Genomic DNA, 22,792 nt, shown 5'->3' on the forward strand with positions numbered 1-22,792 from the left:
AGCACGGTAGTAAGGACTAGATATTTTAGGTGGTAGTTCATTAGCTTACTTGGTGTAGTGTTTCGTTTATTACTTAATATATTTCTAGCGTGTAGGAGCTTATGCAATAATTTGACAGTGGCAATCGCTATTTGTTGGCTTTCCCCGCAAAATTAAACGAGGTATTTTCCCTAATAAGATTTGTAACTTTTGTCCGAACTCCTACTAGAGTATCGGTCAACTAATATTATGTTGACAGGATGACCCCGATCTCCTTCCGCTTTAGCATTAAACGAAATGGCTTGGCTGGTACGTTGTGATTGACAAGGGACTGAAAGTATTGGGTTTTGTGATGATTAGTTTGTGCTTGAGTGTTTCTGTAATTTTCAGGATAAGTAAGCTTTTGCAACTCGCACTAATCCGGCTTTTATTGCGCATACACCACTATTGAACCGTTAAATTTTTGTAAACATCTAGAAAATCTGTCAAATGTTTAAAACCCTAAAGGCGATCGCTACATGAGCAAAGCTAACCAACTCAGACTGAGGCTTTTAGAGGTTGTCTCTTGAAGTATTAAATATTTCGCCAGATCCCCCCTAGCCCCCCTTACAAAGGGGGGAAAATGAATCAAAGTCCACGCCACTTGCTACAAGTCGGGGAACCCGCCCAACGCAGTGGCTCCCCTTTTTAAGGGGGATTTAGGGGGATCTACAAGTCTCGAATACTACACCAAAAAGTTTTCAGACATCCTCTTAGCCTTGAGGGAGGCGTGATATTTGCAAAACTGACATACTACTCTTGGAATCTGGATCTGCTTGTGGTCAAATAAAGATGATTCCAAAAATAGATTATTTCTTATCCATGAAAAAATCCGCTGCGCTGACAACTACATTTTTCGTCACTTTGAGTATGCTGCTAACAGCCTGTAGTGGAGCTAGTAATAGTACAAATATAGGTAATACTTCTCAAAATGAGACTACAAATACATCAAGTGTAATTCCTATTGGTATTGCTTTTGCCCAAACTAGTAACGTCGCTTTACTCGGTCAAGAACAAGTAGCAGGAGCTAAAATTGCTGAGAAGTATTTTAATGATAAAGGTGGAATTAACGGTACACCAATTAAACTAGTGTTTCAAGACACTAGTGGTGATGAAAATGGTGCAATCAACGCCTTTCAAACTTTAATTAATAAAGATAAAGTTGTCGGTATTGTCGGCCCCACTTTGTCACAGCAAGCCTTTAGTGCTGACCCAGTTGCCGACCGTGGTAAAGTACCAGTATTAGCAGCATCGAATACAGCGGCTAAAATTCCCGAAATCGGGGATTATGTAGCGCGGGTTTCTGCACCTAGTTCTGTAGTTGCACCTAATTCTATAAAAGCCGCACTCAAGCTCAATCCCAACATTAAAAAAGTTGCGGTTTTCTTTGCCCAAAATGATTCTTATAGTAAATCAGAAACAGACATTTTCCAGAAAACTGTGAAAGATCAGAATTTGGAATTAGTCACAGTCCAAAAATTCCAAACTAGCGATACAGATTTTCAAACCCAAGCCACCAACGCGATTAACCTCAAAGCAGATTTAGTAATTATTTCAGGTTTAGCTGCTGATGGTGGTAACTTAGTCAGACAACTAAGAGAACTCGGTTATAAAGGTTTAATTGTTGGTGGTAATGGACTCAATACTTCCAACATTTTTCCAGTATGTAAAGCATTATGCGATGGTGTATTGATTGCGCAAGCTTACAGTCCAGAACATCCTGGTGAAATTAATTCGACATTTCGTAAAGCTTACACCGAGCAATATAAAAAAGAACCACCACAATTTACGGCTCAAGCTTTTAGCGCAGTTCAGGTTTATGTCGAAGCACTCCAAGCTTTAGATAAAAAAACCAAAGTTAATACATTAGCACTGCCACAATTGCGGAATGAATTAAATAAACAGATACTAGCTGGAAAATATAATACACCGCTAGGCGAAATTGCCTTTACTCCCGTAGGTGAAGTTGTCCAAAAAGATTTTTATGTAGCCCAAATCAAAATGGATAAAGATGGTAACCAAGGGCAATTTGCCTTTTTAAAATAGCGTAGGGAATAGGGATGAGGGAGACAAGGGGGACAAGGGAAACAAGGGGGACAAGGGAGACAAGGGAGACAAGGGAAGGGAGATAAATAAGAAATGCCCAATGCCCAATGCCCAATGCCCAATGCCCAATGACAAATGACAAATGACAAATGACAAATGACAAATGACATTCACACTATTTTTACAACAAGTCTTAAACGGGCTATCTATTGGTAGCGTTTATGCGATTTTTGCCTTGGGATACACTCTGGTTTATTCTATTTTAGGCATTATTAATTTAGCTCATGGAGCAGTATTTACTCTGGGTGCATATTTTACTTATGCACTCATGGGTGGTACTTTCGGATTTAATGGTTTGCTAGCTAATGCGACAATACCGATAAAGTTACCATTTGCGATCGCCTTATTTTTAGGCAGCACCTTAGCGGGATTGGTGGGTATAGCGATGGAACGCATTGCTTTTCAACCCCTACGCCGTAAAGGATCTGATCCCTTATTAACGGTGGTTTCCAGCTTGGGTGTGGCGGTAGTCATCGTCAACCTGATTCAATATTTAGTCGGTGCAGAAAGTTATACCTTCCCCGCCGATGCTTACGGGAATTTACCAGCATCGATTAACTTTGGCAGCCCTGAAAACCCCATTCCTATACGCAGCGTACAAATAGTAATTTTTGCTGTGTCTGTGGTATTTGTCGCAATTCTCACCTATTTTATTAACGGTACTAAACATGGTAAAGCCATGCAAGCGATCGCTGAAGATGCAACTACCTCCAGTTTGTTAGGAATTAACACCGATGGCTTTATTGTGCTGACATTTTTCATCAGCAGTTTCTTAGCCGGATTAGCCGGAACTTTAGTGGCTTCTAGCGTCAGTATTGCTGGGCCATATTTTGGTATCGCCTTTGGTTTAAGAGGTTTAGCAGTCATTGTCTTAGGTGGTTTGGGTAGTATTCCCGGCGCAGTCCTAGGAGGTTTAGTTATTGGCTTAGTAGAAGCATTTGTCCCCGGCGAATACTCCGGTTATAAAGACGCTGTAGCATTTGCAATTTTATTTGTCATGCTATTAGTTAGACCCCAAGGTTTACTAGGACGCAGGTTTATTCAGAAGGTTTAAAAACTGCGAATTGACATTGACAGCAGAGCAAATATTAACAGCTTAAGCCTGACAATTGGGCTGCATTCGCAATGACAATGAGGGAAGAGAGATAAGGAGGACAAAGAGACGCGGAGACGCGGAGACGCGGAGAAATGACAAATGACAAATGACAAATGACAACCGACAAATGACAACTGACAAATGACTGAATTTTTCTCTACTTACGCTTCGCTAATTGTTTCTATGGTATTAGGGGCTTTATTAGGACTATCCCTTTATTTACCATTAATGACAGGACAACTATCTTTAGCCAGCCCTGGATTTTATGCTTTAGGTGGTTATATTGCGGCAATTTTATCAACAACAGTTTTTAAATCTGATAGTAGCTCATTTCCGATTTGGCTGTTATTAACTGAGATGATAATTGCTGGTTTAGTTTCCGGCTTATTGGGTGTAGCCGTAGGAATTCCGGCGTTAAGATTGCGAGGAATTTATTTAGCGATCGCCACTATTGCTTTTGTCGAAGTTTTGCGAGTTATCTCCCTCAATTTGGACATTACAGGCGGTGCTGTCGGCATTTTTGGCATTCCTCAACCCTTCCAATCTCAAATCGAATATTTATGGATTGCTTTGCCATTACTAATCATAGCGATGGTCTTATTTTACCGTCTAGAGCGTATTAAGGTAGGCAGAGCATTTACTGCTATTCGTGAAGATGAATTAGCAGCCGGCGCAATGGGAATCAACCCCACCTACTACAAAGTTTTAGCCTTTACATTAGGAGCAATTCTTGCAGGTGTAGTTGGTGCAATTAGCGCCCATTTTCTCAATACATGGAATGCGCGTCAAGGTACTTTTGATGCGAGTATTATTTATTTAACTTTTGTGTTAATTGGCGGTTCGAGAACTTTTTTAGGTTCGGTAGTTGGAGGAATGGTATTTACAGCCTTACCAGAAATTTTGCGCAGCCTAGCCGATACAGGCGGTTTACCTACTTGGTTAGCGCAATTTTTACGAGATGGAAGATTAATTATTTTTGGTTTACTAATTGTCATCGGCACAATATTTTTTCCTCAAGGATTAGTGACACCAGATATTTTCAAAAAACGTCAAGTAAAAAATAGATAAAACAGTTATTCTCTCTCTGCGTCCTCTGCGTCCTCTGCGGTACAAAAAAATAATTTATTTAACCACAGAGGCGCAGAGAACACAGAGACAAGAGATTAAAAAGAGATTTTTCAAGCAAAATTTCTCCGATGAAATAGCGGCAAAAATGTTGGGTTTCGTTCCTCAACCCAACCTACGCACTAACCCCTAGCCCCTAACAAAATGGATAACAATTCTACTGTCTTAGAAGCAAAGTCATTAACTCGCCGCTTTGGTGGTTTGGTGGCTGTGAATAATGTATCTTTTGCAGTTCAAAATCATGAAATTTTTGGACTGATTGGCCCTAATGGGGCGGGAAAAACCACATTATTTAATTTAATTACAGCCTTCATTCCCCCTTCTAATGGACAATTAATTTATCAAGGTAGAGACATTTCTCAATTAAGTCCCCATAAAATTGCAGGTTTAGGGATTGCGCGAACATTTCAAAATATTCGCCTCTTTGGTGAATTATCAGCCTTAGAAAATGTCATCATCGGCGGTCATCTACATACGAAAAGTGGTATGATTACAGGAGTTCTAGGATTACCACCAGCGCCTAGTGAAGAATCTAAAAGTCGGAAAAAAGCTTTAGAGTTATTGGAGATGGTGGGATTGAGCGATCGCCCTGAAGAAAAAGCCAAGAATTTTGCTTATGGCGATCAGCGTCGCTTAGAAATCGCCCGCGCTTTAGCCCTAGAACCGCAAATTTTACTCCTCGATGAACCAGCAGCAGGGATGAACCCCAGCGAGAAAAAGCAACTCAGCGATTTTATCCGCAGTCTTAGAGAACGCTTTAACTTAACGATCGTATTGATTGAGCATCATGTACCCTTAGTTATGGGATTGTGCGATCGCATTGCTGTTTTGGATTTTGGACAATTAATTGCTTTGGGTAAACCCGCTGTTGTCAGAGATGATCCAGCAGTAATCGCAGCTTATTTGGGAAGTGGATGAGGAATTGAACCGCCGATGAACGCCGATGAACGCCGAGATTTAAAAGATAAAGAAGATTTTACGATTTTAGATGTTACAGACCTGGATGTAAATTATGGCGGCATTCAAGCTCTGAAAAAGATTAATTTAACAATTAAAAAAGGCGAAGTAGTAACTTTAATTGGTGCTAACGGTGCTGGTAAAACTACTACACTCCGCGCTATATCAAAAATAGTTAACCCTAAAAATGGACAAATTATCTACAATGGACGGAATATTACGCGCCGTCAAGCTTATGAGGTAGTAAAACTGGGTATCGCCCATTCTCCGGAAGGACGGAGAGTATTAGCTAGACAAACAGTTTTAGATAATTTGTTATTAGGTGCGTATATTCGCAACGATCAAAAAGAAATTAAAGCAGATTTAGAACATCAATATCAGCTATTTCCCCGCTTAGCCCAAAGACGCAATCAACTAGCAGGAACCCTCAGCGGTGGCGAACAACAAATGTTAGCGATCGCTCGTGCTTTAATGAGTAGACCCCAACTACTGCTGTTAGATGAACCTAGCTTAGGTTTAGCGCCTGCGATCGTCCGGGAAATCTTCACAATTATTGAAAATCTCCGAGCTACAGGCGTAACGATTTTATTAGTTGAACAAAACGCAAATCTGGCTCTACAAATTGCCGATAGAGGATATGTTTTAGAAGCTGGTTCTATTACTTTAACAGGCGCAGCCTCCGAATTAATTACCGATGAGCGAGTTAAAAAAGCTTATTTAGGATAACTTAATTTTACCTCATGTCCCTACTACCCATTGGTGTCAACTTAAGTTAAAACGCTTATCCCACAAGTCTTTCACCCCACCCCTTAATCCCCTCCCCGTAAACGGGGAGGGGAAGTTTTGCGTTAGCAAAGCTGGGGTGGGGTGACGCGGATCGTGATGGTAGGTGAGATAATTCGGTCATCACGTCTTGGCAAGGGTTTCACGTTAAGTTGACACGTATGCCTACTACCCCACCCCACCAAATCTACCCTTCTCCTCCCCTCTTTTACTCCCCTCCTCGCTTGCGGGGAGGGGTTGGGGGTGGGGTGCTTTTATTATGAGCAATAAGCGCGAAAAGCTTAACAGGTGTAGCATCCGAATTAATTATCGATGAGCGAGTTAAAAAAGCTTATTTAGGATAACTTAATTTTATCTCATGTCCCTACTACCCCACCCCACCAAATCTCAACTTCTCCTCTCCTCTTTTACTCACCTCCTCGCTTGCGGGGAGGGGTTGGGGGTGGGGTGCTTTTATTATGAGCAATAAGCGCGAACATATGCTAAATTCACCAACCAAACCTCTAACTTTAGAAGAATTTTTAAACCAGCCGGAAACCAAGCCAGCTAGTGAATATATCAATGGGCAAATTATTCAAAAACCGATGCCACGAGGAAAACATAGTAAATTACAGGGTAAGCTAGTTACTGATATTAATCAACTAGCTGAAACTCAAAAAATTGCCCTAGCTTTTCCAGAATTGCGGTGTACCTTTGGCGGGCGTTCAATTGTTCCCGATGTCGCTGTGTTTGCGTGGGAAAGAATTCCTCTAGATGCAAACGGAGATGTAGCGAATGTCTTTGAAACCTATCCAGACTGGACAATTGAAATTCTTTCACCCGAACAAAGTCAGACGAAAGTAACTGGAAATATTTTGCATTGTTTAAAGTATGGTAGTTGCTTAGGTTGGCTGATAGATCCAGATGAACGTTCTGTTATAGTTTATCCCCCAAAACAGCAACCAGAACTTTTACAAGCAGAACAGGAAATCTTACCAGCTCCCGATTTAGTGAGTAATTTACAATTGACTGTAGGTGAGTTATTTGGATGGTTAAAGTTATAAGATAAAAATGGTGCGTTATGGCTGAAGCCTAACGCACCCTACTTAAGATGTACTTTATAAATCGTCTGTTATTCTGCTACAAGAAATTTCTTGATTGTTGGAAATTACGACTAATCTTGTCTTGGTGAATTGCTATTTCAGTTGCAACTCTGCTTCACCGACAATTTGCTCTCCTGATTCACCCAAAACTCGTGAATAGAATGATCCTGCCAAAATTGCACCTAAAATAGGAGCAGCCCAAAACATCCATACTTGCTTAAACATTTCTACCCCAGCAAAGAGTGCAGGGCCAGTAGTACGAGCAGGATTCACTGATGTATTGGTGATGGGAATACTAACCAAATGAATTAGTGTCAGTGCTAAACCAATCGCAATAGGTGCAAAGCCCTTAGGCGCACGTCCATCTGTTGAACCTAAAATCACTATTAAAAAAATGAAGGTAAGTACAACTTCTGTGATGAAACCAGCAACCAGCGAATAACCTCCAGGAGAATGTTCTGCAAAGCCATTTGTTGCTAATGGATTAGATCCAGAAAGTGTAAATCCTGGTTTACCACTGGCAATTAAATAAATTAGCCCAGCGGCGACTATTGCTCCTAATACCTGGGAAATAATATATGGAAGTAATTCTGATCCGGGAAAACGTTTTCCCGCCCACAAACCAAATGATACGGCTGGGTTAAGATGACAACCAGAGATATGACCAATCGCATAGGCCATAATCAATACTGTCAGACCGAATGCCAAAGAAACCCCTAAAAAACCAATTCCGAATTCATTGGCTTTGGCATCAGGAAATGCTGCTGCAAAAACAGCACTGCCGCATCCACCAAAAACTAGCACCAATGTTCCGAGAAATTCTGCCAGGCACCGCGTAACAAGAGGTATCATTTTTTTTCTCCATTCTCTCCTCAATTTAAATTTACGATGGTCTGTATCAGAAATTTTAATATTTTATGTTGTTTTAATTTTATACAACACTTTATGTTGATTTGTATCTTGTTTTTGTTTAACTAGTGAGGTTATCAATATTTAGTAAGTAGTAACAATCTAAGTTAAGAATAAAATGTCATACGGATAATTTATATTTTTTATATACATTAAATGTAAATATCTCTGAGTGACCGAAGAAAGAAAGGATACAAGCAGATCTCTTAGAAAGTTCTGATTGAAGGATACTTCGACTCAGACTTGGCGCTAAATTTATTTACGCCCTGATCTACTAGTCTCAGAAGTAACCCTTTTACAAAAAGTTACAATATTTAGCATATATTGAGATTTGTCTCCCAGTTTTTGGGTATCTATCACTGTAGCGAATTGTATTCGCCCAAATAATCAAAGCCATGAGTCAAATTATCTGGATCGCCAGACACGCCAACCGCCTCGACTTTGTCAACCCTGATTGGTTTCTCACTGCTGAACGACGCTACGATCCACCTTTATCGGAGGATGGTTTCATTCAAGCCAAGCAGCTAGCTAATCGCCTGAAGAAAGAGAAAATCAGCCATATTTTTGCTTCCCCGTTTCTGCGAACAGTACAAACAGCCAACGCCGTAGCCGAAGCGCTAGATTTACCGATTAAATTAGAAACTGGGTTAAGTGAATGGCTAAATCCCACTTGGATGACAGAAGAACCAGAAAGACTCTCAACTTCAGCGTTAGCAGAATTATTTCCGAGAATTGATCTGGGCTATACTCCACGCATTGCAGCCAAATATCCCGAAACACAAGAACAAGTAAGGGGACGTTCTGGACAAACCGCTAGATGTCTAGCCAGTGAATTCTACCCTGCCAATATCCTATTAGTAGGGCATGGCGCTTCTGTACTAGGAGCGGCGATGGGATTAGTCGGGGAAATTGCCAAAATGGAAGTGAAAGCTTCTTTATGTTCTTTAGTCAAAGTCGTGCTTCAAGACGCAGAATGGTTGTTAGAACTTAAGGGGGATACTTCTCATCTGGTGGAGGTAGAAGAAGTAATTCGATTTGTTTAATTCCCGGATAGAGACTTTAAATCCTGGCTGACGCTAATCTAGATATTGCCATGTACTGAGAAAGTCACTCTATTACTAATAAGTTTTATGACATTATTACTAGCGGGAGATATTGGTGGTACGAAAACTATTCTGCGGTTGGCTGAAACCACAGATTCACCAGGATTGCATGAAAACTCAGACTCACATATTTTACGCAATATTTATGAGGAGAGTTTTCACAGTCAGGATTTTCCTGATTTAGTACCGATAGTCCAACAGTTTCTCATCAAAGCTAAGTCTTCGACACCCCAAAAGGCTTGCTTTGCGATCGCCGGTCCAGTAGTGAACAATACTGCTAAGCTGACCAATTTAGCTTGGTATTTAGATAGTGAACGTCTACAACAAGAATTGGGGATTACCTCTGTTTCCCTGATCAATGACTTTACTGCTGTTGGTCACGGCATTTTCGGCTTAAACACCAAAAATCTGCTGACTTTACAACCAGGGAAACCCAGACCCGAAGCACCCATTGCCATTATTGGCGCGGGGACTGGCTTAGGACAAGGATTTTTAATCAAGCAGGGAGAAAATTATCACGTTTTTGCTTCCGAAGGTGGACACGCCGACTTTGCTGCGCGTACCGAGTTAGAGTTTCGGCTGATGAAATATCTGATGGATAAACATGATATCCAGCGCGTTTCTGTAGAAAGAGTTGTGTCTGGGCAAGGCATTATCTCAATTTACCAATTTTTGCGGGATCAAAAAATTGCCGCCGAATCACCAGATATCGCCCATATCGTCAGAGTTTGGGAACAAGAAGCGGGAAAACTAGAGAAAAGCGTCGATCCAAATGCGATCATTGGTACGGCTGCACTCCAAGGACGCGATCGCCTCTGCGAACAAACCATGCATCTGTTTGTCGAACTTTACGGTGCAGAAGCCGGAAATCTTGCCATCAAACTTCTACCTTATGGCGGATTATATATTGCTGGTGGTATCGCTCCGAAAATATTGCCTTTAATGCAAGACGGTACTTTCCTCTTGAATTTTACCCAAAAAGGTAGAATGCGTTCCCTCCTCGAAGAAATACCGGTGTATATTATTCTCAATCAACAAGTAGGGCTAATTGGTGCTGCTTTGTATGCTGCTAGGTTATAACAGCTAGTACCGCTTTGCGGAATTCAAAATTCAAAATTTTACCCAGAGCGTAGTCGAAGGGTCAAAATTCAAAATTGCAAAAAGCTTATAAAGTAAGCTTTGCGTTTATTTTGAATCGAATATTTATTTCCGCTGTGCTGTACTAGCAACAACGGTGATATCAGCATCATCAAAAGCAAAAACTATGACAATTAAAGTTTTATTGCCCTTACTTGCTGCCACACTTGTATGCAGCGGGTCTTTCCTGGTTGAGGCCAGTCAACCTAAACCAAAGGTAACACCAGCTAAACCCAAGGTTACTCAACCACAAAAGCCACAATGGAAGTTGTTTACTGGCCCAGATGGGCGCTTTAGCGTTTTAATGCCAGGAATACCCATCAGGAAGACCCAAGCTCAAAAAACCTACATGGGGGAAATCAATGTAGAACTATTTACAGCTCAACCACCAAAACAGGAAGTAGCTTATGTAGTTGCTTACAATGACTTTCCTTACAGTTATGGTCAAATGGTAAACCCCCAAACAGTACTTAATAATGCCAGAGATCTCGCTTTAAAAACTACGAAAAGCAATTTAATTAGTCAGCGAGATATTCGTAGTACTAATGGTCATCCCGGTAAAGAAATTGAGTATGTCAATGCTGGGGGTAAATTCACTAAAAGCAGAATGTATTTTGCCGAAGGGCGTTTGTATCAAGTAATGGCGATAACGACAAAAAAACAACGCCCAACTTTAGCTAAAACCATAACAGGTTATTTAAATTCCTTCAATTTGGTTTTAAAAGCTTGAAAATAGGGGTTAGGGGTTAGGGGCTAGGGGCTAGCCCTTTGAAGGTGACTCGAAACATCTGTTCAAATAAGCATAATTAACCGCCGATGTCCGCTGATAAATCAAGTTATTTAATCAACGAAAATCGCCAGTATCAGATCCCCGACTTCTTAAAGAAGTCGGGGATCTTTTTTTTCATTAATGGTTGATAAATGCTATATATCCTATTAGATATATGTGTAGTAATCAGCCATTTGTTATATATCAAAGTAGGTAAATAGGAAAGCGGTACATATCCCGCCCCGCTTTCCTCGCCGCCCAAATTTGTGTGGACGGGGTAGACAGCGGGTTTTGCTGATGAAAAAATTTCTGAAATACCTCAGTTTAGGTATATTGTCTACGATTTTGACGGCAACGCCTGGATTAGGCGCTGAACGCATTAGTTTTTTTTACCCTCCCTTCGGAGAATTTTCTTTATCGGCTGAATCTCTGGAAAAATTTGCCAAAGAAGGTAAAATCAATAGTGAATTAGCATTTTATGCCAGCCGTGCTACTCCTGAACAACTGGCGCAATTACGACAACTACTGCAACAAAAATTTGATATTCCTCCGGTTTTAGTGTCTCAGTTTACCTACTCACCATTAGGGGAGGCGGTAGTGCGACGTTTAGGAGAAATACTGCTTACCGACTCTCGCCAGAATGGTTTTTATGCGATTCGTGCGGCTTTGATTTTATCTGCGGCTGATCCAGACGGCTTAACTGTTGTCAATTTGTTGCGTAAGTATCCTAGCGACAGTTTGCGATTGAATTTTTCTGAGGGGCTACAGATAGTTAATAGCTTGGTAGAGTTGGGTAAAGCTAAGGATCAAATTGTGGCATTTATCAAACAACAGACCATCACCCAAACTAATAATGCCACAGTTGACTTCGCCCAACAGCCAGATTTGCGATCGCCTGGAAATTTTAAATTTCAAATCACTAGCCTGAAACTTAACGACAATTCCCGGAATCGCAGTCTCCCAGTGGATGTTTATGTACCTCAAGCATCATCGTCAACAACAACAGATGCACTTAAACCTCCCTTTCCGCTGGTTGTGATTTCTCATGGTATCGCTTCCGATCGTTATGCTTTCGTCTACCTAGCTGAACATTTAGCATCTCACGGTTTTGCTGTTGCTGTATTGGAACACCCTGGTAGTAACGCTGAACGCTTTCAGCTATACTTTTCCGGCTTAGCGGGGCCACCAGAAGCGCAAGAATTTATTAATCGACCTTTAGATGTTAAATTCGTACTCGATCAACTCCAGCAGTTAGATCAGACTAATCCCAACCTCCAAGGTAAACTAAATTTGCAACAAGTCGCCGCCTTCGGTCATTCCTTTGGTGGTTATACTGTCATGGCTTTAGCGGGAGCAAAAATTAACTTTGACAAACTGCGCCGCGATTGCAATCCGAATCGCACCTTGAATGTGTCAGTATTTTTGCAATGTCGCGCCGATGATTTACCAGTAGAAAATTATCCACTGCAAGATCCTCGCATTAAAGCGATGATCGCGATTAATCCGATTGATAGTTCAGTCTTGGGTGAAAGTGGCGTGAGTCAAATTAAAGTCCCAACAATGCTAGTCGCTGGTAGCGAAGATATCTTTGCCCCACCGGTCGCTGAACAGATTTACCCCTTTACTTGGCTGCCTAATCCCAATAAATACTTAGTTGTTATTGAAAAAGCTACACACTTTAGTGCGATCGCAGAACCAACTGCTAACAATGATGTTTTACCTGTACCAGAGGCGTTGCTAGGGCCAAATCGTGCGCCTGCTTATTCCTATATCAAAGCTTTAAGCCTAGCTTTTTTAGAAACCCATCTTTTAAACCGTACTGAATACCGCTCGTACTTGCAGCCATCCTATGCCCAATATATTAGTCAGGCTCCTCTCAATCTCAGTATTGTACAGTCCTTGACAACAGAGCAGTTACAACAAGCACTCAATGGCTTAAATCCTCAACCAACCGTACCACCACCGCAACTACAGCCGCAACCAACGCCTACTCGGTCGCCATAAGGGGAATGGGGGGATGAGGGAAGGGGGACAAAGGGGAGAAATTACAAAGCGCAAAGTCTGAGCGCCGGCGTCCGGCGTTAGCGAGGTACGAGCGTCTGGCTTCTCCCAAGGGGAGACGCGCAAGGGACGCCAACGTCTACTCTTCGAGTTCTCCTTTGGAGTACGACGAACAGAACTTTGTAAGAATGACCAATGACCAATGACCAATGACAACTGACAACTGACTATTGACTATTGACTGCTGCCATTAGGTAAAACCTGATGTATGCACCCCAGTAAAATAGATTGACTGCTAATAATAGTCCTTTACTGAAGTATGAGCGCATAGTGGGAAATAGAGAAATGCTGGCGATTAATACTAAGGATATCTCTACGAAAGCGACGATCCCCGCGTAATGCTGGCGATCCCAGTAGGAAATTGGGCTAATAAAACGGTAATTGCTAAAGGGGAAAAAGTGGCGGTGAGCATCGTCATTATGCACTGGTAAATCTAAAAGTGAGTGCAACACCATACTGATAAACCCCATTTCTATGACTTGCCAATTCAAAAAATGGGCAATGATTACGCCAATTAATGCTAAAGGAATGGAGTGGAAAGTACTGATTATGGCTTGCCAAAAGGGCTGATAGTAAACTTCTGACCAAATTTGATGTGAAGGCAGGCGATAGACAAATTTCATCAAGAAGAAGAACACAAATATCGGCACATCGGGCAAGATTGCACCAATAAAAATGGCGTGACTTGCCTGATTTCGTATTTGTTGGCTGAAAACCACCAAATTGAGGATCGCATGGCTAGGAGTATTCATCGCCTAAATTTAGTAGATTTGCTGACGACAATCACTACTACAATGTTTCCCAAACTATATGTACATTTAATGTCTTCGTGATGACGCAAACTGTCATATTTTAGCTAAATTGCTGATTTTATTGATTAATGCCAGAAATTGGTACTGATTGTCAAGAAATTTTTATATTATTCCAGCAGTATTAATAAAAACTTATCCCAAAAATCTGGCCTATATATATACTATTTGTAAATAAGTATTAAGAAATGCTTATTAATAAATGTTGCCATAACTTGATTAAATTGTTAACGTGTGTATGACAGCGTTTTGGTTAATGCTTGGATTAAGGAGATTGAAAAACCTATGAGCTATATCCATGCAGCCAATTGTATGTAATTGTCAAACAGCAAGCGAGAAATTTCTGTGGTTGGGAGGCTGACTATAAGGGATTTGTAGATTAACTCAGAAATCTCTGCTTGTTTAAAGGCTTACTTTTGATTTCAATGGCAATAACTAATGTGTCTTACCCAAAATATGCGAGAACGCGGTAAGACTGAAGATTTTGGAGGTACAAATTCATGAAGATTCAAGGTAAGGTTGCCTTAGTTACTGGGGCTTCCCGTGGTATTGGGCGTGCGATCGCTCTAGAATTAGCACAGCAAGGTATCAAACGTGTGATACTGTTGGCACGCGATCGCCACAAGTTGAGCGAAGTAGCTCAAGAAATCGAGGCGATGGGCGCAGACGCTACCATCGTACCGATAGATTTAACTCAAGCTATTGAGGTAAATATTGCTGTTGCGCAGCTTTGGCGCAATCATGGCCCCATACATCTACTGGTTAATTGTGCGGGTGTAGCCTACCAAAGTCCGTTTTTACAATCTAAACTTCCCCAAGTTCAAGAAGAAATCTCCCTTAATTTATTGGGGATGTACAACCTAACTAGTCTGGTAGCGCGGCGTATGGCTAACCACAGACAAGGGACAATTGTGAATGTGTCCAGCTTGATGGGGAAAATCGCTGCACCCACAATGGCGACTTATTCAGCTACTAAGTTCGCCATTTTAGGATTTACTCAAGCCTTACGTCAGGAACTCGCACCATACAATATTCAAGTGCAAGCATTACTACCTTCCCTGACAGACACAGACATGGTACGCGGCTTCCAATTATTTCGCTGGGTGATCCCAATGACACCCCAGGAAGTCGCCCAAACGTTTGTCGCTGGCTTGCAAAGAGATTCACCAGAAATTTTAGTAGGTTGGCAAAGTCATCTAGCTGTTTGGTGTCAACGCCTGATGCCTTGGTTGCTAGAACCAATTTTACAACTAGCAACGCCAAGAGCTTTGAGAACCCAACAGCCTAACACCATACTGAGCGCAATTACCCAAAAACTCAGCCTGATTACCAGGGATCTACTTTTATCAAGAAACATGGTTTCGATCGTATCTGCGCGTAAGTAACATACACTAGGGGCACAACAACTTTGTGCCCTGACTACAGACTGTGCTTGGATAAGTAAGATACACCTCGTTTCGGAGCCACCAGAAATGCTGAAATTGCCAGATAATCTCCCCATTTTGCCCGAAATTATCGATGGGTTACCAAATATTTCTGGTTGGGAAACAGAGGTTTTATCGGTGGTAAACCATGATGCACCCGTATTTTTAGCAAAAACCAACCTGAGTTTAGAAGATATTAACGCCGGATTTGCGATCGCCTTACATATGCACCAGCCAACTATACCCGCTGGATATGATGGGGGATTGATTAGCAATCTCCAATACATGTTTGAACATCAAGGGGAAGGTGATAATCACAATGCTGGGCCTTTTGCCTATTGTTACAGCCGCATTGGAGATTTTATTCCCGAACTCGTCAGTCAAGGTTGCAATCCCCGCGTCATGTTGGATTACTCTGGTAATCTTTTTTGGGGATTGAGACAAATGGGACGCAGTGACATTATCGATAACCTCAAACGCATCACTTGCGATCCCACCTATCAGCCTTATGTTGAGTGGTTGGGTACAATGTGGAGTCATGCGGTGATCCCTTCCACCCCCATAGCAGACATTAAATTACAAATCCTCGCATGGCAACAGCATTTTGCCGCAATTTTTGGTTGGGAAGCCTTAGCGAGAGTTAAAGGATTTTCTCCCCCAGAAATGCACCTGCCAAATCATCCTGATACTTTATTTGCATTTGTCAAAGCACTCAAAGAATGTGGATATCGCTGGCTACTTGTTCAAGAACATACTGTAGAAACAATTAACGGACAACCTCTTAGTTACAAACATTTACCACACCGTTTAATTGCTCGCAATTCTCAAGGCGAAACAATTAGCATCACCGCTTTAATTAAAACCCAAGGTTCAGATACTAAATTAGTTGCTCAGATGCAGCCTTATTATGAAGCCAAAACTTTATCTAAACAACAATTAGGCGCTGCATTAGTACCGTCAATTGTTAGTCAAATTGGAGATGGTGAAAACGGCGGGGTGATGATGAATGAATTTCCCAGTGCTTTCAAACAAGCTTGGTGGGATATGGTAAATCATGGTGGTGGAAAAACAGGTGTAGTTGGATTTTGTGGGACAGAATATTTAGAATTAATCACAGATGCTGGGTGCAAACCTAAAGACTATCCCACTTGTCAGCCCATAGGACAACATTATATTTGGGAGCGAGTTGCACCTGAGAATATTCAACCTGAAGCTGTCGAGAATGCCATTTTAGAATTAAAGCAAACTAATCCCCATTTTCATCTAGATGGAGCCTCATGGACTAATCATATAAGTTGGGTTAAGGGATATGAAAATGTATTGTCTCCTATGTATGAATTAAGTAGTTTATTCCATGATAAGGTTGATAAATTACTAATTAATTCCACAACAGCCGAATCTATCACTAAACAAGCTAGTTATCGCCAGCTTTTGTTACATAATCTTTTGTTGCAAACTAGCTGTTTTCGTTATTGGGGACAGGGTACTTGGACTGATTATGCTAGAGAAATTTACCAACGGGGCGAAAATTCGCTGCAAGGGACATTGTAAATAAACCTGAGTTCTAGGGAACCTAACCCCAACCCCGTCCCTACAAGGGAAGGGGCAAAAAATCTACAACTTAGTACTGAAGAATAAAGTTTTTAAGCCTCTATTGAAATATAGAGGCATATTCGAGCAGTCACTTGAGATGAAAAACTCCATCCACGGATCGGAGTTTTTGGGCATGAGGAATGGGGCATGGGGCATGAATGGTTACCAATGCCCAATGCCCAATGCCCCAAGTCGGCGGGGCGCGCACCCTTCGCACCCACAAGGAGATGGAGTTTCCCACCGACTTTCATGAATCTGTAATTTGAGCAAAATTGCAGCTTATGCCATACAATTAAAAGTATATAAAAAGCGATCGCGCTACACGTTGCGAGGCAACCAATATGGATGCCAATGAAGTTTCAGTCTATATGCAGCCAGAGAAAGAAATTGTAGGCAGGCAGATCTGAGAGAAATCAGCCTCATCAAAGTCAATTTCACGGAAGTAAATTTTCCTGGAGAAAATTTGAACAACTCAAATTTAGGTATTGCCAATTTAAATTGGATCAACCTGAGAGGAATAAATATCAGCAGGCCTAATCGTCAGTGGGGCAAAAATCGGCGATGGCAGGATGCACAATGATAATTTAATTTCAGCAAATTACTTTAGTTAAAGATGAAGAAATTTGCTTGTCGGTTGAGAGCGACCATAAGTGCTATTTTAGCATCTAAAATTTTATGTTTTGAGCAAAAATAATGTCTGCTGAAGATGTTAGTGAACTTAATCCTTAGTTCAATTCAATAATCGCTGTCATGCAGTATGGCAAGAGTCTTTTGCAGCTATAGCTTTCGGTTAATAGCCTCGCCAAATACTTGATTGATTCGAGACTAAAGCCTACAAGAAACTGAAAAATTTAGAGCGATATTTATGCCAAACACAACAAAAGTTAAACAGTTGAGTTCAAATAAAAGCAAGACTTGGTTTGGGGGTTTTACTGCTCCATCGGAAATTTTGAACGGTCGTCTAGCAATGATAGGGTTTGTAACCGTTATGTTGATTGAAGTATTTTCCGGTCACGGCTTTCTGCACTTTTTGGACATTCTTTAGCTTGACGACATCTCACCAGGAAAAGGCTTAATTAGCTCTCTAGCTAAATTTCACTCATTACTATATTTGGAGAGAAATAATGACTAAGGAAAAAAAGGGTAACAGAGAATCCAAGAAACCCAAAAAAGATCCTGATAAAAAAAAGGAGAAAAAAGACCCAAATAGATATGATGGTTTAAGCAAATAAATTATTCCGTTAAACGTTGACGGTTGACGGTTGAGTGTTAACTGTGAACCGTCAACCGTCAACAGTGAACAATAGCAATGGAATATTTTTTTACTTGGAAGTCCCTAAAGCAGTATTTTTCCAGTTTAATCACAGTAAGGGTAATAAAATTTCAAATTCAGTACCCTGACCAAGTTGCGATCGGAAATTTAATTGACCCCCATGTTTAGCAGTAATAATCCGATAACTGACAGCTAAACTAGTTGCTTTATCAGAGCGTTTTTCCATCGAGAAAGATTCAAGAATTTGCTGTTGTAACTGTAAAGACATACCAGGGCCATTGTCAGCAATACAAATAGAAACCCAGCGAGAGTCAGGTGCTGATGCTTTAGTTGCTGGTTGGGAAATAATTTTTGTAGTAATCTCAATGCGCGGCTTTTCCTGAGGATTTGTATTTTCTGGATGAAACTGATGCCGCACAATTTCATTCAGCAAGCTATCTATAGATTCAGTAAAAATATTCATTAAAACTTGGCTTAGTTGTCCCATAAAGCAATAGACAGGTGGTAAGTGACCATAGTTTTTAACTATTTCAATTTCTCCTTGAATCCGGCTATTTATTAATAAGACAATACTATCTAAACAGGCGTGTAAATCTCCTGGCTTGGGATAAACATCATCGATATGACAGAAGTTCTGTAAACTAGTGACAAGTTTTTTTAATCTTTCAGCCCCAGTGCGAATACTAGCTAGGGATTTTGATAAATCTTCTTCTAAAAAATCAAATTCAATTTCTTCTTTGAGATGATTGATGTAATTAGAACTAGGAGATAACTCTTGATCGTAAGCGGCTATGAGTTTAAGCAAGTCTTGGCTATAGTTAGAGATATAAGTTAAGTTACCCCAAATAAAACTTACGGGGTCTAAAATTTCGTGGGCGACTCCATCTACCAACCGTCCCAAACTTGCCATTTTATCATTTTGAATCATTTGGGTTTGGCTGCGTTCATAACGCACTTGAGTTTCTATACCGCGAATTTGCCAAGAAGCAAGATTTAGTTCGTATATATCTAACAACTGATAAGTATCAGGTGCAGTTTCCACCACCACAGGTTCGGCGACAAATTCAGGCGATCGCCTCAAGGTAAGTTGCATTGCTGTTAAAACTGGTGTCGTACCCGGAAGCTGCAAAATCGATGTTCTTGCATAGCTGTAGAGGATACCCAATGGTTCCCCGCAAAATAACTCTTTTCCGTAGGGACGAATCCAAAATTCTAGCAGCCGTCGCCGTGAAATCATCCCGATGAACTTTCCCTGTTCGCGTAAAATTGCACCTGGTAGCAAAGGGTATTGTTCAAAAACCCGTGCAACTTCCATAGCGGTACAGCTAAGTTCCACTTGGAAATTGTACATTGACAGTTCTTGGAGAGTTGACTCTAAACCGAGATCGCGATCGCTACCCTGAGATAAAGATGGTGGTGATATTTGGAAACTAAAATCTTGTGACACTGGAGACTCTTAACTTTGTATAAAAACTAGCAAACAATAAGCAATCATTTTAGCCTCTGTCTGCTTTTGTTCAATACCTGGTGGCTGAAAGCACAGTTCCTAATCAGCAAAAAGCCTGCTGATAAACCTAGGGCTAAAGTAGGGGCACGGCTTCAGTAAATACACTAAAATATTTTCGGTGTCGTGCCTCTACTAACTGATTTACCCAAGAGGCAACACTCAGTATTACGGAAAGTATAATGTTCAATCTTTATCTTACAGCTTACTTTAGTAGGAAATGTTGCTAAAAATCAGCAGCAGAGGCTATTAACATTGCTCCCCAAATGTTGAAAAACTGTGAAGCATTGATAAAAATGCATGTAAGTCAAGCTACTAACTAGCCAAATTGAAGTCAGTATAAACATAGAGAATTAAATATAGTACAGTAGGTGCTTAAGCTAGATAATTGGAACCATTTATCAAGATAGTTCTTCTGAAGAATGGTAATTGTCAGTAAATCCACTCAAGTCAACTGAAGTATGAAGTAGATAGGAAGAAGTATGAAGTATGAAATTATTCCACCTAGTAAGCAAAAAAGCGGAGCATCGGCTGTCGGCGCTCTGTTAGCGCAGCTCTCTTCGACGTAGGAGCGTCACTTTTCAAGGACTGCGATTACACAGGAAAATCTCTTTTTCCTCATCCTGCTTCCCCTAGTCCCTATTCTCTAAATAGCGAGTGGGTAGAAATCAGGATAAAAACTTATCTATCACAACCATTGGCTCTGAGCGGATGTAACGATTGTTGTCATCCTTCATCCTTTACACTTTATTTTTTTTGGTAAACATAATTATCTTTGAATAGCTATGGCTTTCTCTGGCGGAAGCGTTAATATAAATCCCATATCTAGTTTTGGCTTAAATGAGCTTAAATTGTCCCTATCTGCTTTTGATCCCCATTTCGATAAAATGACTAGGCATAACCTAAAAACTCCAAACCGCTTTTGACTGCAACACCCATGAATCAACTGAACAATGGTTTCACCTTATTTCTGAGTTTGCTAGTCGAGGCCATACCTTTTTTGCTTCTGGGAGTTTTATTCTCCAGTGTGCTGCTATTTTTTGTAGATGAGCGCAAACTCGTAGAAAAAATGCCCAAAAATCCTCTACTGGGAGCTTTATTTGGTAGCACAATCGGCTTTTTGTTTCCGGTGTGTGAGTGCGGTAATGTGCCGGTGGCGCGGCGCTTGCTGATGCAGGGAGTACCCACACCAGTAGCAATTGGTTTTTTGCTAGCAGCCCCAACAATTAACCCCATTGTAATTTGGTCAACTTGGACAGCGTTTCGAGATCAGCCAGAAATAGTGGTCTTACGTGTCGTATTTTCGTTATTGATTGCCACAATTCTCGGTTATGTTTTTAGTGTTCAAAAAGACTTGAGTCCAATTGTGCAACCAGCGATCGCTCGTTATCTCAAGTTTAATCCCCCAGCGCCGCCACAAGCAACCCGCCGTGGGCGAGGACATCAAACACAACAAAACACCACAGGTTCTAATTTGTTGAAATCTGGAAGTTATATCCTCGGAGGAAAATCCAATTTAACCACGCGCATAGATAGTAATTTAATTCCAGCATCTAACTCATCATCTCCTAGCAATAAACCTCTTCCAGATAAACTGCGGTTGTTATTAGATAACATCGTCCAGGAATTGCGGGAATTAGGCGGAGTCATGGTTTTAGGAAGTGCGATCGCCGCTGCTATTCAAGTTTTAGCACCCAGAGAATTAATCCTGAGTTTGGGTGCAGGCCCGATTAGCTCAATCGCTGCCATGCTGGTATTAGCAGCAGTGGTATCTATTTGTTCAACAGTAGATTCATTTTTTGCCCTATCTTTCGCTTCTACTTTTACCACTGGTTCCTTGTTGGCCTTTCTAGTATTCGGTCCGATGATTGACATCAAAGGTGTAGGTTTGATGTTATCAATTTTCAAAGCTAAGGCGTTATTTTATTTATTTGCTTTAGCAGGATTATTAACGTTTTTGTTCACATTGTTTTTGAATTTACATGTCATGTAAATCAATTAGTCCATAGTCAATAGTCCAAAGTCAATAGTCCAGAGTCAATAGTCCAGAGTCCAAAGTCAATAGTAATTACCCTTGACAATTGACCCTTGTTCCTTAATTTTTAACCATTGACAATTGACCACTGACCATTGACCACTGACCATTGACAATTGACCATTGACCATTGACCCTTGACTATTTACCCATGAATTCCAAACCAAAGTCTAAATCTAAACTCCGAAATTTATTAATACCTTGGCTGGATGTTTTAGCAATTACAGCTTGGGGAATTTTAATTTTAAAATACTGGGTCACCGGCAAGCTGAACTTGTTAATTCACCCCGATTATTTTGGATTAGCAATTGCTGGTGCTATTGGCTTGCTAGTTGTCGGTTTTTTTAAAGCTGAGGAACTATGGCGGCGGCGTAGGCGAGATGATGTAGCCAACCCGATGCATATCAATATATTTCCTCCTGGGTGGAGTGCTAGTTTACTATTGATTACGGCGATTTTGGGTTTCATAATTACACCCCAAGTCTTTGCCAGTGATAAAGCACTCCAGCGCGGTGTGACAATTGATTCCTTGGGAACCTCACGCCTCAAACCCCAAGCATTTCGAGCTACTGTTCGTCCAGAAGAGCGATCGCTTGTAGACTGGGTACGCACACTGAATGTTTATCCTGAACCAGACTCATATACAGGGCAAAAAGTCAAGGTGCGGGGATTTGTCATCCACCCACCAGACCTAGGGAAAGAATATATTTTCTTAGCTAGATTCGTCTTAACTTGTTGTGCTGCTGATGCTTATCCGGTGGGCTTACCCGTGAAACTACAAGACAATCATGAGCGTTACCCAGCTGATACCTGGCTGGAAATAGAAGGACAAATGTTCACAGAAAATCTTTCTGGAAAACGCCAACTCACCATCGCCGCCAGTTCACTCAAAAAGATTCCCCAACCAAAAAATCCCTATTTTGATTAGTCAAGAGTCAAAAGTCCACGGTTAATAGACTCATAACCATTGACCATTGACCCTTGACCATTGACCATTGACCATTGACT

General features: G+C 41.0%; 19 protein-coding genes. 16 read left to right on the forward strand and 3 right to left on the reverse strand.

Annotated elements, in window-relative coordinates; genetic code table 11:
* Positions 1 to 840: 840 nt before the first annotated feature.
* The 6 genes from AACU32_RS31105 to AACU32_RS31130 all read left to right on the forward strand — a co-directional run bounded on the left by AACU32_RS31105 (position 841) and on the right by AACU32_RS31130 (position 7,128).
* A complete protein-coding gene (locus AACU32_RS31105; protein WP_096608255.1) occupies positions 841 to 2,064 on the forward strand; it encodes an ABC transporter substrate-binding protein in 1,224 nt (407 codons plus the stop codon).
* Positions 2,065 to 2,227: 163 nt separating this feature from the next.
* Positions 2,228 to 3,178: a branched-chain amino acid ABC transporter permease gene (locus AACU32_RS31110; protein ID WP_096605515.1), complete on the forward strand. Its 951-nt coding sequence runs from the start codon at positions 2,228 to 2,230 to the stop codon at positions 3,176 to 3,178.
* A 183-nt stretch (positions 3,179 to 3,361) separates the two neighbouring features.
* The gene (locus tag AACU32_RS31115; RefSeq protein WP_096605517.1) at positions 3,362 to 4,288 is read left to right on the forward strand and encodes a branched-chain amino acid ABC transporter permease; all 927 of its coding nucleotides are present in this window, start codon (positions 3,362 to 3,364) and stop codon (positions 4,286 to 4,288) included.
* A 201-nt stretch (positions 4,289 to 4,489) separates the two neighbouring features.
* Entirely contained in the window at positions 4,490 to 5,263 is a 774-nt protein-coding gene (locus AACU32_RS31120; protein ID WP_096605519.1) for an ABC transporter ATP-binding protein, read from the forward strand.
* A 15-nt stretch (positions 5,264 to 5,278) separates the two neighbouring features.
* Positions 5,279 to 6,028 (forward strand): ABC transporter ATP-binding protein, encoded by a 750-nt coding sequence (locus AACU32_RS31125; protein ID WP_096605521.1) that lies wholly within the window; start codon positions 5,279 to 5,281, stop codon positions 6,026 to 6,028.
* 536 nt (positions 6,029 to 6,564) lie between these two features.
* Positions 6,565 to 7,128, forward strand: coding sequence for a Uma2 family endonuclease (locus tag AACU32_RS31130; protein WP_096608256.1), 564 nt, complete (start codon positions 6,565 to 6,567; stop codon positions 7,126 to 7,128).
* Positions 7,129 to 7,260: 132 nt separating this feature from the next.
* Here AACU32_RS31130 and aqpZ read toward each other — a convergent pair whose 3' ends face one another.
* Entirely contained in the window at positions 7,261 to 8,019 is a 759-nt protein-coding gene (gene aqpZ / locus AACU32_RS31135) for an aquaporin Z (RefSeq protein ID WP_096605523.1), read from the reverse strand.
* A 452-nt stretch (positions 8,020 to 8,471) separates the two neighbouring features.
* Between aqpZ and AACU32_RS31140 the strand changes: the two genes are divergently transcribed.
* The 4 genes from AACU32_RS31140 (at position 8,472) to AACU32_RS31155 (ending at position 13,089) form a co-directional block, all read left to right on the forward strand.
* Positions 8,472 to 9,119, forward strand: coding sequence for a histidine phosphatase family protein (locus AACU32_RS31140; RefSeq protein WP_096605525.1), 648 nt, complete (start codon positions 8,472 to 8,474; stop codon positions 9,117 to 9,119).
* A gap of 87 nt (positions 9,120 to 9,206) precedes the next feature.
* A complete protein-coding gene (locus AACU32_RS31145) occupies positions 9,207 to 10,259 on the forward strand; it encodes a glucokinase (RefSeq protein ID WP_096605527.1) in 1,053 nt (350 codons plus the stop codon).
* 184 nt (positions 10,260 to 10,443) lie between these two features.
* Positions 10,444 to 11,046 carry a hypothetical protein gene (locus AACU32_RS31150; RefSeq protein WP_096605529.1) on the forward strand — a complete coding sequence of 201 codons (603 nt, stop codon included), beginning with the start codon at positions 10,444 to 10,446 and terminating at the stop codon, positions 11,044 to 11,046.
* Positions 11,047 to 11,382: 336 nt separating this feature from the next.
* Positions 11,383 to 13,089 carry an alpha/beta hydrolase gene (locus AACU32_RS31155; RefSeq protein ID WP_096605531.1) on the forward strand — a complete coding sequence of 569 codons (1,707 nt, stop codon included), beginning with the start codon at positions 11,383 to 11,385 and terminating at the stop codon, positions 13,087 to 13,089.
* 224 nt (positions 13,090 to 13,313) lie between these two features.
* Here AACU32_RS31155 and AACU32_RS31160 read toward each other — a convergent pair whose 3' ends face one another.
* Positions 13,314 to 13,898 carry a hypothetical protein gene (locus AACU32_RS31160; RefSeq protein ID WP_096605533.1) on the reverse strand — a complete coding sequence of 195 codons (585 nt, stop codon included), beginning with the start codon at positions 13,896 to 13,898 and terminating at the stop codon, positions 13,314 to 13,316.
* Positions 13,899 to 14,455: 557 nt separating this feature from the next.
* Between AACU32_RS31160 and AACU32_RS31165 the strand changes: the two genes are divergently transcribed.
* The 4 genes from AACU32_RS31165 (at position 14,456) to AACU32_RS31180 (ending at position 18,017) form a co-directional block, all read left to right on the forward strand.
* Positions 14,456 to 15,340 carry an SDR family NAD(P)-dependent oxidoreductase gene (locus AACU32_RS31165; protein ID WP_096605535.1) on the forward strand — a complete coding sequence of 295 codons (885 nt, stop codon included), beginning with the start codon at positions 14,456 to 14,458 and terminating at the stop codon, positions 15,338 to 15,340.
* Positions 15,341 to 15,427: 87 nt separating this feature from the next.
* Positions 15,428 to 16,930 carry a glycosyl hydrolase family 57 gene (locus tag AACU32_RS31170; protein ID WP_096605538.1) on the forward strand — a complete coding sequence of 501 codons (1,503 nt, stop codon included), beginning with the start codon at positions 15,428 to 15,430 and terminating at the stop codon, positions 16,928 to 16,930.
* Positions 16,931 to 17,393: 463 nt separating this feature from the next.
* Positions 17,394 to 17,552 carry a pentapeptide repeat-containing protein gene (locus tag AACU32_RS31175; RefSeq protein ID WP_339378718.1) on the forward strand — a complete coding sequence of 53 codons (159 nt, stop codon included), beginning with the start codon at positions 17,394 to 17,396 and terminating at the stop codon, positions 17,550 to 17,552.
* Positions 17,553 to 17,837: 285 nt separating this feature from the next.
* On the forward strand, positions 17,838 to 18,017 hold the full coding sequence (locus tag AACU32_RS31180; protein ID WP_096605542.1) for a high light inducible protein: 180 nt from the start codon (positions 17,838 to 17,840) through the stop codon (positions 18,015 to 18,017).
* Positions 18,018 to 18,333: 316 nt separating this feature from the next.
* On the opposite strand, the gene AACU32_RS31185 is transcribed toward AACU32_RS31180, so the two are convergent.
* The gene (locus tag AACU32_RS31185; protein WP_096605544.1) at positions 18,334 to 19,692 is read right to left on the reverse strand and encodes a sensor histidine kinase; all 1,359 of its coding nucleotides are present in this window, start codon (positions 19,690 to 19,692) and stop codon (positions 18,334 to 18,336) included.
* A 994-nt stretch (positions 19,693 to 20,686) separates the two neighbouring features.
* Between AACU32_RS31185 and AACU32_RS31190 the strand changes: the two genes are divergently transcribed.
* Both AACU32_RS31190 and AACU32_RS31195 read left to right on the forward strand, forming a co-directional pair.
* A complete protein-coding gene (locus AACU32_RS31190; protein ID WP_096605547.1) occupies positions 20,687 to 21,742 on the forward strand; it encodes a permease in 1,056 nt (351 codons plus the stop codon).
* 193 nt (positions 21,743 to 21,935) lie between these two features.
* Positions 21,936 to 22,712 carry a TIGR03943 family putative permease subunit gene (locus AACU32_RS31195; protein WP_096605549.1) on the forward strand — a complete coding sequence of 259 codons (777 nt, stop codon included), beginning with the start codon at positions 21,936 to 21,938 and terminating at the stop codon, positions 22,710 to 22,712.
* The last annotated feature ends 80 nt before the right edge of the window (positions 22,713 to 22,792 follow it).

Source organism: Calothrix sp. NIES-2100, assembly GCF_963875285.1.
In the GTDB taxonomy this organism is placed as follows: Bacteria; Cyanobacteriota; Cyanobacteriia; order Cyanobacteriales; family Nostocaceae; genus Aulosira.